At 41.5% G+C, this 15,974-nt stretch carries 14 protein-coding genes and 1 pseudogene; 3 read left to right on the top strand and 12 right to left on the bottom strand.

From position 1 onward, the window contains the following. Nucleotides 1-131 (bottom strand): annotated as a pseudogene (locus I6E78_RS13345) (transposase); the annotation flags it as partial. Between the two features lie 137 nt (nucleotides 132-268). On the opposite strand from I6E78_RS13345, the gene I6E78_RS13340 reads away from it, so the two are divergent. Next, nucleotides 269-757, top strand: coding sequence for an Sbal_3080 family lipoprotein (locus I6E78_RS13340; protein ID WP_011328878.1), 489 nt, complete (start codon nucleotides 269-271; stop codon nucleotides 755-757). A gap of 135 nt (nucleotides 758-892) precedes the next feature. On the opposite strand, the gene metH is transcribed toward I6E78_RS13340, so the two are convergent. Genes metH through metA form a run of 3 tightly spaced genes read right to left on the bottom strand, consistent with a single transcriptional unit; the run spans nucleotide 893 to nucleotide 5,552 of the window. After that, nucleotides 893-3,523, bottom strand: a complete 2,631-nt coding sequence (gene metH, locus I6E78_RS13335; protein ID WP_197182684.1) for a methionine synthase — start codon at nucleotides 3,521-3,523, stop codon at nucleotides 893-895. Between the two features lie 12 nt (nucleotides 3,524-3,535). Continuing rightward, nucleotides 3,536-4,615, bottom strand: a complete 1,080-nt coding sequence (locus I6E78_RS13330; RefSeq protein WP_197182683.1) for a homocysteine S-methyltransferase family protein — start codon at nucleotides 4,613-4,615, stop codon at nucleotides 3,536-3,538. Next, nucleotides 4,605-5,552 (bottom strand): homoserine O-acetyltransferase MetA, encoded by a 948-nt coding sequence (gene metA, locus I6E78_RS13325; protein ID WP_011328881.1) that lies wholly within the window; start codon nucleotides 5,550-5,552, stop codon nucleotides 4,605-4,607. Before metA ends, I6E78_RS13330 begins: the two co-directional genes overlap by 11 nt. A gap of 240 nt (nucleotides 5,553-5,792) precedes the next feature. Here metA and ettA point away from each other — a divergent pair, with 240 nt between their 5' ends. After that, the gene (gene ettA / locus I6E78_RS13320) at nucleotides 5,793-7,466 is read left to right on the top strand and encodes an energy-dependent translational throttle protein EttA (protein WP_011328882.1); all 1,674 of its coding nucleotides are present in this window, start codon (nucleotides 5,793-5,795) and stop codon (nucleotides 7,464-7,466) included. An 85-nt stretch (nucleotides 7,467-7,551) separates the two neighbouring features. Next, nucleotides 7,552-8,460 (top strand): histone deacetylase family protein, encoded by a 909-nt coding sequence (locus tag I6E78_RS13315; protein WP_197182682.1) that lies wholly within the window; start codon nucleotides 7,552-7,554, stop codon nucleotides 8,458-8,460. Nucleotides 8,461-8,614: 154 nt separating this feature from the next. Here the strand turns inward: I6E78_RS13315 and cyoE are convergent, their stop codons facing one another. The 8 genes from cyoE to I6E78_RS13275 form a co-directional block, all read right to left on the bottom strand. Further along, entirely contained in the window at nucleotides 8,615-9,499 is an 885-nt protein-coding gene (gene cyoE, locus I6E78_RS13310) for a heme o synthase (protein ID WP_089368635.1), read from the bottom strand. Nucleotides 9,500-9,508: 9 nt separating this feature from the next. After that, nucleotides 9,509-9,868, bottom strand: a complete 360-nt coding sequence (cyoD, locus tag I6E78_RS13305; RefSeq protein WP_011328885.1) for a cytochrome o ubiquinol oxidase subunit IV — start codon at nucleotides 9,866-9,868, stop codon at nucleotides 9,509-9,511. Next, a complete protein-coding gene (gene cyoC, locus I6E78_RS13300; protein WP_011328886.1) occupies nucleotides 9,868-10,515 on the bottom strand; it encodes a cytochrome o ubiquinol oxidase subunit III in 648 nt (215 codons plus the stop codon). Before cyoC ends, cyoD begins: the two co-directional genes overlap by 1 nt. Next, complete coding sequence (cyoB, locus tag I6E78_RS13295) at nucleotides 10,512-12,515, bottom strand: cytochrome o ubiquinol oxidase subunit I (protein ID WP_197182681.1); 2,004 nt, start codon at nucleotides 12,513-12,515, stop codon at nucleotides 10,512-10,514. Before cyoB ends, cyoC begins: the two co-directional genes overlap by 4 nt. A 2-nt stretch (nucleotides 12,516-12,517) precedes the next feature. Further along, nucleotides 12,518-13,432 (bottom strand): ubiquinol oxidase subunit II, encoded by a 915-nt coding sequence (cyoA, locus tag I6E78_RS13290; protein ID WP_086993897.1) that lies wholly within the window; start codon nucleotides 13,430-13,432, stop codon nucleotides 12,518-12,520. Between the two features lie 315 nt (nucleotides 13,433-13,747). Beyond that, nucleotides 13,748-14,167: a hypothetical protein gene (locus I6E78_RS13285; RefSeq protein WP_041454755.1), complete on the bottom strand. Its 420-nt coding sequence runs from the start codon at nucleotides 14,165-14,167 to the stop codon at nucleotides 13,748-13,750. Between the two features lie 453 nt (nucleotides 14,168-14,620). Next, complete coding sequence (gene nqrM / locus I6E78_RS13280; protein ID WP_011328891.1) at nucleotides 14,621-14,833, bottom strand: (Na+)-NQR maturation NqrM; 213 nt, start codon at nucleotides 14,831-14,833, stop codon at nucleotides 14,621-14,623. Between the two features lie 94 nt (nucleotides 14,834-14,927). Further along, nucleotides 14,928-15,959: an FAD:protein FMN transferase gene (locus tag I6E78_RS13275; protein ID WP_193039045.1), complete on the bottom strand. Its 1,032-nt coding sequence runs from the start codon at nucleotides 15,957-15,959 to the stop codon at nucleotides 14,928-14,930. Nucleotides 15,960-15,974: the final 15 nt, after the last annotated feature.

Raw genomic sequence — 15,974 nt, 5'->3', positions numbered from 1 at the left:
CTGCGATGTTCATACGATTGATTAGTAAAGTTGTCTACGCCGCATAAAAATGCACGGCGTACACAGCGCGAAATACAGTGGTAGTATTTTGTATCGACCAAACTAACCTGACGTTTTCTTGTGATAGCCATGTGACACCCTGCTTAATTATTGCACTAAAAAGAGCATAGTTAATTACACTGATATTACAAATATTAAGATGGGTGTCTGTTCAATTTTTACCATGGTATTATTTATAAGATCTATATAATTATTGGAAATTAATTTAATGTTAAGATGCTTCACCGCTATATCTACAATATTGTTACTCTCTGGTTGTGCTAACAATGCAATTGTTGAGCTTCAAAAACTAGATTCAAAAAGTTTAACAAACAAAAATATACAAATAATCGATGATGGTAAAACTAAAGATTCAATTAAACATATCATTGCTGGCAAGTTAGATAAATACGGCTTTAAATATCAAATTGTCGATATTTCACAGTCTAACTCTAACGTAACAAATAACCCTAAGCTGACTTACTCTGCAAACTGGTGGTGGGACATGGCTAGTTATATGCGCTATTTGAACATTGAGATAAAAGACAACAGCCAAACTATCGCACTGGTAAAAATTGACACCGTGAAGTGTGGTGGTTTTGACAAGTTTGGTTCAGCCCAACGACGCACTGAGATCACCTTAGATTTACTCCTAAGTGACTTGAGCAAAGAAGAAGCCAATGAACTGATTTGTCTTGGTGGCCAACCCAAAAACTAATCTAAAAAATTGAACAATAAAATTAATGTGTTGTGGCCAATTAATTCTAGACACTGAATTAATTGGTCACAATAGTTGTTAAAAACGAGCCAAATTTGGCTCGTTTTTGTTTTACTGATAACTGACCGCTCCGCTCTATTCCGGATCATACCCTAAGTTAGGCGATAGCCACCTTTCAGCTTCTTCCAGCGTCATATTGGTTCGTTTAGCGTAATCTTCAACCTGATCCTTTTGTACCGCTGCTACTGCGTAGTATTTTGCCTCTGGGTGTGAGAAATACCAGCCCGAAACGGCCGCCCCTGGCCACATGGCGTACGAGCTGGTTAGCTGCATGCCAATACGTTTTTCGGTGTCGAGCAACTGCCAAATTTTCTTTTTCTCGGTGTGTTCTGGGCACGCTGGGTAGCCTGGCGCAGGGCGAATACCTTGGTAGTTTTCACGTATTAGCTCATCGTTTCCTAAGTTTTCATCTGGTGCAAAACCCCAGTATTCTTTACGTACTTGCTCGTGTAAATACTCGGCAAACGCTTCGGCGAGCCTGTCGGCAACGGCTTTAATCATTATTTTGTTGTAGTCGTCTTGCTGGGCGTCAAACGCATTAGCTAGGTCGTCTTCTTCCACCCCCCCCGTTACTGCAAATGCGCCAAAGTAATCTGGCGTACCTTTTGGGGCTATATAATCAGCTAGGCAGTAGTTAGCAAAATCGGTTTTTTCGGTTTGCTGGCGTAAATGGCACGAGGTAGTTAACACCTCTTTGCGTGTTTCGTCTGTGTATATTTCTATGTCGTCGCCAACGCGGTTTGCCGGAAATAAACCAATTACACCCAGTGGTTGCAAGCTGCCTGCTTTTTCAAGGTCGTCTAACATGTCGTTGGCGTCTTTAAATAAGCTTTGCGCTTGCTCGCCAACTACTTCATCGGTCATTATGCGCGGGTATTTACCGGCGATTGACCAGGTCATAAAGTATGGCGTCCAATCTATGTATTTACGCAGCGTAGCTATAGATACATTTTTAAACTCTTGCACGCCAAGCTGTTTAGGCACTGGTGGTGTGTAGTTATCCCAATCGAGTTTTGCAGCGTTATCGCGAGCACGCTGAATTGTCACTGGTTTTGAGCGTGGTTTTTTACGCGCTTGTTGCTCGCGTACTTTCACGTACTCGGCTTGTGTTTTTTCTAAAAAGTCACTTTTGTGCTCTTTCGATAATAAGTTTGAAACTACACCCACTGCACGGCTGGCGTTACTTACATACACTACGCCTTTATCGTACTGTGGCTCAATTTTAACGGCGGTGTGCGCTTTTGATGTAGTAGCACCACCAATTAACAGCGGCAGTTCAAAACCACGGCGTTTCATTTCTTTGGCTACGTGTACCATTTCGTCAAGCGATGGGGTAATTAGCCCCGATAAACCAATAATATCGGCTTTTTCATCGATTGCGGTTTGCAGTATTTTATCAGCAGGCACCATTACGCCTAAGTCGATTACTTCGTAGTTATTACATTGCAGTACTACGCCAACAATGTTTTTACCTATATCGTGTACGTCGCCTTTTACTGTGGCCATTACAATTTTGCCGTTGGTTGAACCTTCTTCTTTCTCAAGCTCAATGTAGGGATCTAGGTAAGCTACGGCGCGCTTCATTACACGGGCCGATTTAACTACTTGTGGTAAAAACATTTTACCTGCACCAAATAAGTCACCTACTACGTTCATGCCGTCCATTAACGGACCTTCAATTACGTGAATAGGTTTAGCGGCAGCTGCGCGGCACTCTTCGGTGTCTTCGTCTATAAAGGTAGTTATACCTTTAACAAGGGCATGTTCAAGGCGTTTTTCAACGCTCCAACTGCGCCATTCTAAATCTTCAACGCGCTCAGCTTGTGCCATGCCTGAGTACTTAGGCGCAAGCTCTACTAAACGCTCGCCTGCACCTGGATCGGTGTTGAGTATTACGTCTGTAACGGCTTTGCGTAGTTCTTCTGGTATGTCGTCGTAAACCGCCAGTTGCCCCGCGTTAACAATCCCCATATCCATACCCGCTTGAATAGCGTGATATAAAAATACTGAGTGAATGGCTTCACGTACTGGGTTATTACCGCGAAACGAAAACGACACATTCGACACCCCACCCGACACTTTACAGTGCGGCAAGTTTTGCTTTATGCGCCGTGTGCCTTCAATAAATTCGACCGCGTAGTTGTCGTGCTCTTCTATCCCTGTGGCTACAGCAAATATATTTGGGTCAAAAATAATGTCTTCGGGCGCAAAGCCAACTTCTTCTACTAATATTTTGTAGCTGCGCTCACATATTTCAAACTTTCTATCGGCGGTAGCGGCTTGGCCGTCGGTGTCAAAGGCCATAACTACAGCCGCTGCACCAAAACGTTTAATGGTTTTGGCTTGACGAATAAACGGCTCTTCGCCTTCTTTTAACGAAATTGAGTTAACAATGGCTTTGCCTTGAATGCACTTTAAACCGGCTTCTATTACTTCCCATTTAGAGGAGTCGACCATGATAGGTACGCGAGAAATATCGGGTTCTGAGGCAATTAAATTTAAAAACTTAACCATGGCGGCTTTTGAGTCCAACATGGCTTCGTCCATGTTTATATCAATTACCTGCGCGCCGTTTTCTACTTGTTCTCGAGCAACTGTTAACGCGGTTTCATAGTCTTCTTCCATGATCAAACGTTTAAACATGGCAGAGCCGGTTACATTGGTACGTTCGCCGACATTAGTAAATACTGCTATTTTTTGAGTCATGTTGGCGGCTCCTTAATTTAGGTTACAGGCTTCGAGGCCCGATAAACGCATGCGTACTTCAATTTCTGGCAACTGGCGTGGTTTAACGCCCGCTAAACCTTTAGCAAAGGCGCGAATATGCGCAGGTGTGGTGCCGCAGCAACCACCTACAATATTAATAAAGCCCGACTTACCCCAATCAATAATTTCTGTTGCCATTTCTTTTGCTTCTAGGTCGTAGCCACCAAATTCGTTAGGCAAGCCTGCATTGGGATGCACTGAGGTAAAGGTTTCGCATACACGCGACAACTCTTGCACATATTGGCGCAGTAAATCTGGGCCTAAGGCGCAGTTAAGGCCAATAGAAAGCGGTTTAATATGGCGAATAGAGTTATAAAAGGCTTCGGTAGTTTGCCCCGAAAGCGTACGCCCAGAGGCATCGGTAATAGTGCCGGAGATCATAACTGGTAATGTGCGCCCTGCTTGCTCAAACGCTTCCTCTACTGCAAACGATGCAGCTTTAGCATTGAGGGTGTCGAATATGGTTTCGATTAAAATAATATCGGCGCCACCTTCCATCAGTGCCAAGGTCGATTCTACATAGGCAGTAACTAAACGATCAAAGGTAACATTACGATAACCCGGATCGTTTACATCTGGCGACAATGAGCAAGTTTTTGATGTTGGCCCAAGTACGCCTGCTACATAACGTGGTTTTTCGGGTGTTTTAGCACTAAACTCATCGCAAAGTAGCCGTGCCAATTTTGCCGACTCTAGGTTTATTTCACGGCTTAGATTAGCCATGTCGTAATCTTCCATCGAAATGGTGGTGGAGTTAAAGGTATTGGTTTCGATAATATCGGCACCGGCAGCTAAAAAGCTACGATGAATATCGGTAATTATTTTAGGCTGCGTAAGGCTTAGTAAATCGTTATTACCGCGAATAAGTACATGCCAATCTTTAAAGCGCTCACCGCGATAGTCTTGCTCTTCTAATTGGTGTGCTTGGATCATAGTGCCCATAGCGCCGTCTAAAATTAAAATTCGCTCTTTTAACGCTGCACTTAGTTCGTCGTGCTTATTTTGGTCATTATTAAGAGGGTTATTCGGCATAGTTGTTAGTCCTTACGTCTTGGCTAACTAAATTAATATCATAGGGTGTAGTTTGGTACACGTAATAATTTAACCAGTTCGAAAAAAGTAAAAAAGCATGGCTTTGCCACGTTTTTGAAGGTTGTTTAGTTGCATCGTCATCTGGAAAGTAATTTTCGGGTTTGGGCGCATTGTCGCTTTTTTCGCAATCGCGTTGGTATTCAGCTTTTAACGAGTCGGCATCATACTCTGGGTGGCCGGTAATAAACACTTGGCTGCCCGACTTATTTTTAACTAAGTAAGCACCTACTTTCTCAGAACCCGCTAGCACGACTAGTTCATTGCAAGCATTTATTTTATTTACATCTACATGACCATAACGCGAATGCGGTACTAAAAAGGTGTCGTCAAAGCCGCGCGTTAACGCCCCATGTTCAAAATAACATTGGTGCGTAAATACGCCACACAGTTTATCGGTTTTTAAATCGCGCTTTATTTTATAATGATGATAAAGCGCTGCATGCGCTGCCCAACACGAAAAAAGTGTAGACGTAACATGCTGCTCAGCCCAATCTAAAATTGCGGTAAACTCATCCCAATAAGCTACATCCTGGTACTCTAAATGCGCTAGCGGCGCGCCGGTAACTATTAATGCATCGTAGTTATTGTTTTTTACTTCTGAAAAATAACGATAAAAGGTGTCTAGGTGCTGCTCTGAATTACTGCTACTGCGATGAGTGTCTAGACGCAGTAGTTCTACATTTACTTGCAAGGGCGAATTGGCAAGCAAACGAATAAACTGTACTTCGGTTTCAACTTTATTAGGCATTAAGTTAAGAATAGCCAAACGCATGGGGCGAATTTCTTGCGTTTTTGCACGAGTTTGTGGCATTACAAATACGTTTTCTTGGCGCAGGCGAGCAATAGCTGGTAGCTCGTCTTTTACTGTAATTGGCATCCTTTTACTCCTATTCATCAAAACCGAAAACTTATTATGAACAGATAAGAAAAAATATCAACCAATAGATGTATAGATGTCTAAATATCCAAATGAAATTTTTTCATCCTATTTTATAATCGTTTTTGCGCACTTTATAGTTTGTTTGTCGGTTTAAAATTGGCCATTCGTTGACTGCCTTACCCGTCAACCACTACAATAGAGCATTGTAATTTTTATTATTATTTGAAGGTTTTTTCCATGGTTTTACCTGATAAATTTATATTCTCGATGAGTCGAGTTTCTAAGGTTGTGCCACCTAAGCGCACTATCTTAAAAGACATCTCGTTACACTTTTTCCCGGGCGCTAAAATTGGTGTGCTTGGTTTAAACGGCTCTGGTAAATCAACATTGCTACGTATTATGGCCGGTGTTGACCAAGACTTTGAAGGTGATGCCTTTCCACAACCAGGCACTAAAATTGGTTACTTACCGCAAGAACCTGTTTTAGACGAAAGCAAAACCGTACGCGAAATCGTTGAGCAAGCTGTTGGCGAAGTTAAATACGCGCTTAAACGCCTTGACGAAGTGTATAACGAATACGCCATGGAAGACGCTGACTTTGACGCACTTGCAAAAGAGCAAGGCGAGCTTGAAGCGGTTATTCAAGCGCACGATGGTCACAACATAGACAATGTTTTAGAGCGCGCTGCCGATGCACTACGTTTACCAGAGTGGGATGCTAAAATTGAGCACCTTTCGGGTGGTGAGCGCCGCCGTGTTGCTATATGCCGACTGTTACTTGAAAAACCAGACATGCTTATTCTCGATGAGCCAACTAACCACTTAGACGCTGAGTCGGTTGCCTGGTTAGAGCGCTTCTTACACGATTACGAAGGCACAGTTGTGGCGGTAACGCATGACCGTTACTTCCTAGATAATGTAGCAGGTTGGATTTTAGAGCTTGACCGTGGTGAAGGTATTCCATGGGAAGGTAACTACTCTTCGTGGTTAGAGCAAAAAGATGCGCGCCTACAACAAGAGCAAAAATCTGAAAAAGCACGTCAAAAGTCAATTGCGCAAGAGCTTGAATGGGTTCGTTCAAACCCTAAAGGCCGCCAAGCTAAGTCAAAAGCACGTATGGCGCAGTTTACCGAAATGCAGCAGTCTGATTATCAAAAACGTAACGAAACCAACGAAATGTTTATTCCGCCTGGCCCACGTTTAGGGGATCAAGTGCTTGAAATAACTAACTTACGTAAAAGCTTTGGCGACCGTGTATTAATCGACGATTTAAGCTTTAGCATGCCAAAAGGTGCCATTGTGGGCATTATTGGTGCTAACGGCGCGGGTAAATCAACACTGTTTAAAATGATCAGCGGCGAGCAACAGCAAGACAGCGGCAACATCACCATAGGTGAAAGCGTACACATTGCAACGGTTGATCAGTTCCGTGACGGTATGGACGAAAGCAAAACTGTTTTCCAAGAAATATCTGACGGGCAAGACGTACTTAAAATTGGTAATTTTGAGTTCCCAAGCCGTGCTTACGTTAGCCGTTTTAACTTTAAAGGTAACGATCAGCAAAAATTTGTTAAAGACCTATCGGGTGGTGAACGTAACCGTTTACACCTTGCTAAGTTATTAAAAGCTGGCGGTAACGTGTTACTACTCGATGAGCCAACTAACGACTTGGACGTTGAAACACTACGTGCACTAGAAAACGCTATTTTAGAGTTTCCTGGTTGTGTAATGTGTATATCGCATGACCGTTGGTTCCTTGATCGTATTGCTACACATATTTTAGATTACCGCGACGAAGGCCAAATTAACTTCTTTGATGGTAACTACACTGAGTACGAAGAGTGGCTTAAAAAGACGTTAGGTGCTGAGGCAACTCAACCTAAGCGTATTAAGTACAAAAAGATTGGTTAATAGCTAATTTAAGCTCTAGGCAATAATTAAGCCCTGCATTTATGTAGGGCTTTTGTTTTATAACTATAACTACAAATAGAATTTTATGACCCTAAATCCTCACTTGCCGTTAGTTTATCATCCTAATTACTCGTTTAGCTTTGATCCTAAACATCGCTTTGTAATGAGTAAATTTGCACATTTATACCAGCACGTTAAGCAGTTAGGATTAGTTGGCGATAACTTAGTACAGCCGTTATTAGGTACGCCAGAGGCACTAGAATTAGTACACTGCGAAAACTATATTCACGACCTATATCATAATCAATTAGACGAAAAAGCCATGCGCCGTATTGGTCTACCTTGGTCAAAAGAGCTAATGGCGCGTACCTTTACAGCCCCACAAGGTACACTACAAACCGCTCGCTTAGCCCTTAAACACGGTATGGCATGCCATTTAGCAGGCGGTACACACCACGCGCATACTGATTTTGGCTCAGGCTATTGCATGGTTAACGACTTGGCTTTTACTACGCAAACACTAATTGAGTCGGCTGAGGTTACTAATGTACTTATTTTTGATTTAGACGTACATCAAGGCGATGGCACCGCAGCCATGCTGCAACATCAGCCTTATGCGTATACCTGCTCGATTCATTGCGAAAAAAACTTTCCGTTTCGTAAATCCCCTAGCGATTTAGATATTGGTTTAACTAACAATATGCAAGACGCTGAGTATTTAGGCATAGTTGACGACACCCTACAATTTTTGCTCAAAGAGCTAAACCCCGATTTAGTGTTGTACGATGCGGGAGTTGATGTGTGGCAACAAGACGGTTTAGGCAAACTCGATATTAGCTGGCAAGGTATAGAGCAGCGCGACCATCTCGTACTTAAACGCTGCCTTGAGCACAACACTCCGGTAGCTACGGTTATTGGCGGCGGTTACGACAGAGATCACCAGCGTTTAGCTCAGCGTCATGGCATTGTAGTTGAGCAAGCAGCACGTTTTTAATAGTTTTAGAGTTTTGGTATAAATACATATTGCAGCGGGCGTTAAAACGAAAAAAGGCTCCTCGAATATCTCAGAGCCTTTGTTAACTTTGGAATTAACTCGGTACTATTAACTCGGTACTATTAACTAGGTGTATTAATTAGGTATGATTAAATTAACTAAGTACGAGTAACTGCGGCGCTATGCTTTGATAATCTACCGCCATAGCAATACTAAGTGCGGTAATATTAATAATTGAAAACGCGAATACTTGACGCGCCCAGCCGCTTATATCTATATTACGACGATAGCCCCGCAGCGCCATTAACAGCCACCAAAAACTAGTAATACAGGCAACCGCCATAAAAGCAGCACCGGTATAACCACTAATAGGTAGCAGCATTACAACCAAGGCATATATGGCAATATAAAGCACAATATGGCGTTTTGCTTTATCAATACCTTGCGCTACAGGTAATACAGGAATACCCGCTGCTTGGTAATCTTTAAAGCGAAAAATAGCAATGGCGTATGAGTGCGGCATTTGCCACAGGCTAAACATTACCAGTAAAATTAATGCCCCCATATCAAACTCCCCTGATACTGCGCAGTAACCAACAACCGGTGGCACAGCCCCCGATAAACTGCCAATAAAAGTGCCATAAACTGAGTTACGCTTCATGTAAAGGCTATAAACCCCTACATAAATAAAGTAACCAAAGGCGGCAAAAAATACTGCTGCAGGAGTGGTATAAGCTATTAATAAACCAAAGCCTATAATCCCCAATACCACCCCATGACATAAAGCAGCCATTGCAGACATTTCGCCCGTTACTGTTACCCGGGTGCGAGTACGCGCCATGGCAATATCTATATCTCGGTCAATCACATTATTAATAGCACAACCTGATGCAACCACTAGCGATAAGCCAATTAAGGTAGCAACCATTAGCCATGGGTTTATATCACCGCGGGAGGCTAGTAAAAACCCGCCCGCTACGCTGATTAAGTTACCCATAATAATACCTGGCTTAGTTACTGATAAATAACGACGAAACATCTTTAGCTCCTAATACATCATCATTGCGTTAGATTCGTAAATAATCCAAACAGATAGCCCAACCACCATAACAATAATTAGGGCACTGAATAAAAACGAGAAGGTACTTGCACGGCCATCTTCGGTAATAAAATTAAGGTGTAAAAAGTATTTTAAATGTACCCAAATTTGTACTACGGCTAGAGTAATAATGCTGTAAAGCGTGGTTGCTTTTGAAAAGTCGCCACTCATTACCATATAAAATGGTATAGCGGTTAAAATTACCGACAATACAAAACCAATTAAATAACTTTTAACACTGCCGTGAGATTCATCGTGGTGATGCTCATTTTGCATTTGCTTTAAAGCATGTGTTTCGCTGTGGCTCATTACATTGCTCCCATTAAATAAACTAGGGTGAATACACAAATCCACACAATATCTAAAAAGTGCCAAAACAAGCTTAAGCAGCTTAAACGCGTTACGGTTGCTTTACCTAAGCCACGTTTAGCAACTTCAATCATCATTACACTCATCCAAATTAAACCTGCGGTTACGTGTAAACCATGCAAGCCAACTAATGCAAAAAACGAGGTTAAAAAAGCACTTTTTTGTGGACCATTGCCATGCACAATTAGGTGATTAAATTCGTAAACTTCCATACTAATAAACACCACACCTAAACAAAAAGTAACCGCTAACCATATTAAGGTCAGCGCCTTTTTTTGCCCTTGCGCGGCTATCATCGCAAAACCAAAGGTAATACTACTAATAAGCAGTGCGGCAGTTTCTACTGCTACAAAGTCGAGTTCAAAAATATCTTTACCCGATACGCCGCCTGCCGTGTTCATAAACAACACCGCGTAGGTAGCAAAAAACGAGGCAAACAATAGGCAATCGGTCATTAAGTAAAGCCAAAAACCAAAAGTAGTATTACTAGAGGTATCATGATGCGCGTGAGCATCATGATCCTGTTTGGTATTTACAATTGCAGAGTTTAAAGTTACTGACTCTTGACTAACAGACAAGGTACTCATGCGTTTAGCTCCTTATCAGTGGCTAAAATAGTGGCACTTAAGTTATGTGCTTGTTCAATACGTGCTACTTCGTCGGGCTGCACATAGTAGTCAACATCGCTTGCATAACAACGTTTGATAAATATAGCTATGCCTCCTACTAAACCTGCCGCAGCTAACCACCAAATATGCCAGATCATGGCAAAACAAAATGCGGTTAAACTAGCAGCCATAAGTACCCCTGCCGAAGTGTTTTTAGGCATATGAATTGGGCTATAGCTTATTTTACCTTGATAAGCTTGGCCTTTTTCTTTCATGTCGGTCCAGGCATCAATATCGTCAACATGCGGTATTTGGGCAAAGTTATAAGCCTGTGGTGGTGACGATGTTGACCATTCAAGCGTGTGACCGTTCCATGGATCGCCGGTAGCATCGTCAAGTGCTTCGCGGTCTCTAAAGCTCACATACAATTGAATTACTTGGCAAATAATACCAAACATAATAATGACTGCGCCTACTGCAGCTATGTATAACCAAATATTCCAATCTGGGTTATTGGTGTGATTTAAACGACGGGTCATACCTAAAAAGCCTAATACGTACAGCGGCATAAACGCGACAAAAAAGCCAATAATCCAACACCAAAATGCGCCTTTACCCCAGCCTTCATTTAGCTTAAATCCCATTGCTTTAGGGAACCAAAATGCAAAGCCCGCAAGGTAGCCAAATACCGCGCCACCAATAATAGTATTATGAAAATGCGCGATTAAAAACAAACTGTTATGCAGTACGTAGTCAGCACCGGGTATTGCTAATAGCACTCCGGTCATGCCACCTACGGTAAAGGTAACCATAAAGCCAAGCGTCCATAATACGGGTACGGTTATACGTAAACGGCCACGGTAAATAGTAAATAACCAGTTAAACAACTTAACCCCGGTTGGTACGGCAATAACCATAGTCATTACCCCAAAAAACGCATTAACGTTGGCGCTCGAACCCATGGTAAAAAAGTGATGTAACCACACAATAAAGCCTAAAATAGAGATAGCACCACTGGCGTAAATCATCGACTTATAACCAAATAGACGTTTGCTGGTAAAGGTAGAAATTATTTCAGAGAACACACCAAATGCTGGCAGCACTAAAATATAAACCTCTGGATGACCCCACGCCCAAAATAGGTTGATGTACATCATGGCGTTTCCGCCCAGATCATTGGTAAAGAAGTGAAAATCGAGATAACGGTCAAGCGTTAGCATGGCCAATACGGCTGTTAAAATAGGGAATGATGCGGCAATTAAAATATTAGCCCATGTACAGGTCCAAGTAAAAACCGGCATTTTCATTAAGCTCATACCTGGTGCACGCATTTTAAACACGGTAACTAAAAAGTTCACTGCGGTTAATAGTGTGCCAAGCCCTGATATTTGCAGCGCCCATATATAATAGTCGACCCCCACCCCGGCACTAAAAGTTAGCTCCGAGAGCGGTGGATAAGCCACCCAACCTGTTTTTGCAAACTCACCAAAAATAAGTGACATATTAATTAAAATAGCGCCACTGGCAGTAAGCCAAAAGCTTAAGTTATTTAAAAATGGAAAAGCGACATCACGTGCGCCAATTTGCAATGGCACTATAATATTCATTAAACCTATCATAAATGGCATGGCCATAAAGATGATCATAATAACGCCGTGTGCGGTAAATATTTGGTCGTAATGTTCTGGTGGCAAATATCCAGGAGCGCCACTGGTAGCAAGTGCTAACTGAGCACGCATCATAATGGCATCAGAAAACCCACGAAATAGCATAATTAACGCTAATAAAATGTACATTACGCCTAAGCGTTTATGATCAACCGAGGTGATCCAGTCGCGCCACAGCACGCCCCATTTTTTATATTTTGTAATAAGCCCGGCAATAATAAGCCCAGCTAATGCAATAACGGCCATGGTTACCATAATAATGGGTTCATGAAACGGAATTGCATCCATTGAAAGTTTACCTAAAAACAACATGGCTATTCCTCGCCTTGGCTGTGAGATGAGTGCGTTGAATGCTCGCCCATTGCAGGGTGCTTTTTATTCATATCGCCGTGTGCGCCCATATATTTCATCACTATGGTATGAAATAAGCCTGCTTCAACGTCGCCGTAATAGGCCACCTGGTTGTTTTCGCTCGCTTTAGCCAGCTCAACATAATTTGCATGAGTAAGGTTATTACCTTGTGCTTTAATATCGCTTACCCATTTGTCAAAACCGGCTTGGGTAGGAGTAGCAATGGCATTAAACTTCATACCGGTAAAACCTGCACCACTGTAATTGGCCGAAAAACCTTTAAAAGTACCCGGTTCATTGGCGATTAAATGCAGTTTGGTTTCCATGCCAGCCATTGAGTATATTTGACTCCCCAATTGCGGAATAAAAAATGAATTCATGGTGCTCTCTGAAGTGATTTTATATTCAACAGGCACGTTTGCCGGAAACACTAATTCGTTAACCGTAGCAATGCCTTGCTCAGGGTAAATAAATAACCACTTCCAGTTTAGCGATACCACTTCTACAGTGAGGTGCTTGCCTTTGCCTTCAATTGGTTTATAAGGGTCTAGCGCTTGCGTAGACTGCCAAGTAATAACACCTAAAATAACAACAATAACAATAGGAACAGCCCACACAACAGCTTCAATCTTATTAGAATGAGCCCATTTGGGAGCGTAAATTTCATGAGTTTGTGTGTCTCTATATTTCCAAGCGAAATATAAAGTCATCACAATAACGGGGATCACTACCAGTAACATAAGCACAGTAGCTATGATGATTAAGTTTTTCTCATCAATGCCTATCTGCCCTTTTGGATCGAGTATCCCGCCTTTACAGCCTGACAACGCCAGTACTGTACTAGCTAAAGCAATATTACAGAGGTTACGAATTATCAAGGGACTATCCTACAAACCTAAAAGTTCTAAGGTGCTGCTTTAAAATAGCGCTAAGCAACGGTTTATCGGTAAACCCAAGTTAACTAATATCAAATTATAAAAAATAAGGGGGCTATTCAAAATCTAAAGCTCATGCCAATAAAGACCTAGCAACAAACCCAGCTTTCTAAACGCATTTATATAACGTAATAAAAGTTAACTTGGGTGAGTGGTGGTTGGCTGAAATGTGTTTAAAAAACACTGAGCTACTTTGTTTACAACAGGCTAATTATTTACAGCAAGACAAAATAATTAAACCAATAACAAGGGGTAACCTTACAGACAACCTGTAAAGCTAGGTGGAGCACGACAACCATGTGCGGCTTGCACTGGTTGGCTAACTTTAGCCTCGCTAAAAGCAAAGGCTGCTTTACGGAGGATTATTCCAGCACGACGTGCTGAAAATGTATGAAACAATAACCAACAAAGGCCAATAAGTAACTGGCTAGAAATAATCGGATAAGCTAAAAATTCAGCAATTGTTAGTAATAACGGCTCTACAAAAGTGTTATCGCTTAACAAAGCTTCAAGGCTAAATGCATCCTCTGCAGCTCCGCTTAGCAGCATTAGGGTATTAAATACGACTAATGTTATAGCCACGCACACGCCTTTTCCAGCCTTATTCAAGCGCCCACACAATGCACTCTCGCCAAAGGCAAGCTGAACATTAGTATGATTACAAGATAGTGCGTTCAAAGACATTAACCTACTTAAATGACTAATAACAAAAATAACTCAATACGCAAATAATGAAAAATAACAAATCACACCTGCTGCAAGCCTAAAATCAGCTGCTAAATACAATTAGATCCGACTAGCACAAACTTGCTAAGTGGAAATTGATTTGCATCAATCAAACTTTCAAAACTTACTGAAAGTTCGAACATGAGTATAACAAAGCGAGTGGGCTGCACAAGAAAAAATAATAAATATTTAGCATTTTTACTTCATTAATTTTTATACCTAATCAAATTTTGCTTATTTATATTGATAAAACAACGTCCAGTTCAATAACAATTTAATTAGCCTTAAGTTAGTTTTCGTTTTATATGCGTTATTACTCTGCTATTAATAACGCATATAAAAAAGCCCCCAATAATTAAATATTGGGGGGCTTTTTTTACACGTATGTTTTAAATAAAAAATACGTTACATAATTTGATTTTCTTTCCAAACTTGCTCTTTTGCCATGCGCTGTTTACGTTTATCACATGGATCATCGCAATCGCAGGCTTTATCAATACCTACGGCACCTAGGCCACCACAACTACCAGCCATAGATTTTTTTTGTACAATCATGCCCACAGCCATCGCTGCCACAATCAAAATAAGTAAAGTAAAAGTAAGAAGAAAAAGTGACATTGCTTAGCCCCTATTGTTCAGCAATAAATTAGGCTCAAACATATTTGAGCAACTGTTATTATATACCTTAGTGATTAAAATATAAACCTAAGCGTTATAAATATGGCTTAAATGCAGGGCTTGAATATGTTACTAAACCCTCATCTGACTTTCCTATTAAATACACTGGTAAATCATGTTTTTGTGCATAAGCTTGGGCTTTTTTCATACCCATTACGGTTAATGCCGTTGCAAGCCCGTCTGCTGTCATAGCACTTGGGTGCAATACTGTTACCGATACTAAATCGTGACGGCTAGGCATACCTGTTACTGGATCGATTAAATGGCTGTATGTTTCACCTTCCATTTCATAAAAAATACGGTAATCGCCCGATGTAGCAATACCATTGGTACCGGGCGCTAAAACTCGATGCACTTCACGCTCACCTGGCTGTGCATCAGGTTGTTCAATGGCTATTTTCCAGTCTTGATTATTGGGTTTAACACCGCTTATACGCAGCTCGCCACCAATTTCTACCATATAGTTACTAATGTTATGGCTTTCTAAAAGTTGCGCTACTTTATCTATGCCATAACCTTTAGCGGTTGCCGAAAACGTCAGCTCTAAGCCATCAACGGTTTTAGCCAAACCTTGCTCGGTTAAGGTAAGTTTATCAACGCCAATATTTGCCAACATTTTTGCTAGGGCTGCATCACTTGGGCGCTTAGTTGGTTTTTTATTAGGGCCAAAACCCCATAAATCAATGAGCGGCCCCATAGTAACATCGAGAGTTTTAGTTGATTCGCCTAATCGAATTGACTCAGTAACAACCGCTCTAAAGTCTGCACTTATTGGCATTACTTCATTGGCTGGTAAACGGTTAAAAGTGTTTATTTCAGAGTCAGGTATGTACGTTGACATAGACTGATTTATATCGTGTAAAACAGCATCAACTTCCTCTTTAAGCACTACTACGTCGCGCTGAGGCTGCTCATCGTAAAATTTAATATGGTAAGTAGTACCCATTGTTTTACCTTCTAGGTAAAAGCTCTCTGGCTGTGGTTTTTCATTACATCCACTAAGTAAAAAAATCAGCGATATTAAAAACAAGGCCATTATGCCTTGGGGAATACTTACACGATTCATCACAACCCTACTTCC

Source organism: Pseudoalteromonas sp. NZS127, assembly GCF_015864805.1.
Classification (GTDB): Bacteria; Pseudomonadota; Gammaproteobacteria; order Enterobacterales; family Alteromonadaceae; genus Pseudoalteromonas; species Pseudoalteromonas nigrifaciens.
Note: the sequence above shows the minus strand (reverse complement) of the source record. Positions and strands in the feature narration are given on the sequence as shown.

Excerpts from the sequence above, each read along its gene's own strand:
- I6E78_RS13340 (WP_011328878.1), top strand. The coding sequence starts at position 269 with ATGTTAAGATGCTTCACCGCTATATCTACAATATTGTTACTCTCTGGT.
- metH (WP_197182684.1), bottom strand. The coding sequence starts at position 3,523 with ATGACTCAAAAAATAGCAGTATTTACTAATGTCGGCGAACGTACCAAT.
- I6E78_RS13330 (WP_197182683.1), bottom strand. The coding sequence starts at position 4,615 with ATGCCGAATAACCCTCTTAATAATGACCAAAATAAGCACGACGAACTA.
- metA (WP_011328881.1), bottom strand. The coding sequence starts at position 5,552 with ATGCCAATTACAGTAAAAGACGAGCTACCAGCTATTGCTCGCCTGCGC.
- ettA (WP_011328882.1), top strand. The coding sequence starts at position 5,793 with ATGGTTTTACCTGATAAATTTATATTCTCGATGAGTCGAGTTTCTAAG.
- I6E78_RS13315 (WP_197182682.1), top strand. The coding sequence starts at position 7,552 with ATGACCCTAAATCCTCACTTGCCGTTAGTTTATCATCCTAATTACTCG.
- cyoE (WP_089368635.1), bottom strand. The coding sequence starts at position 9,499 with ATGTTTCGTCGTTATTTATCAGTAACTAAGCCAGGTATTATTATGGGT.
- cyoD (WP_011328885.1), bottom strand. The coding sequence starts at position 9,868 with ATGAGCCACAGCGAAACACATGCTTTAAAGCAAATGCAAAATGAGCAT.
- cyoC (WP_011328886.1), bottom strand. The coding sequence starts at position 10,515 with ATGAGTACCTTGTCTGTTAGTCAAGAGTCAGTAACTTTAAACTCTGCA.
- cyoB (WP_197182681.1), bottom strand. The coding sequence starts at position 12,515 with ATGTTGTTTTTAGGTAAACTTTCAATGGATGCAATTCCGTTTCATGAA.
- nqrM (WP_011328891.1), bottom strand. The coding sequence starts at position 14,833 with ATGTCACTTTTTCTTCTTACTTTTACTTTACTTATTTTGATTGTGGCA.
- I6E78_RS13275 (WP_193039045.1), bottom strand. The coding sequence starts at position 15,959 with ATGAATCGTGTAAGTATTCCCCAAGGCATAATGGCCTTGTTTTTAATA.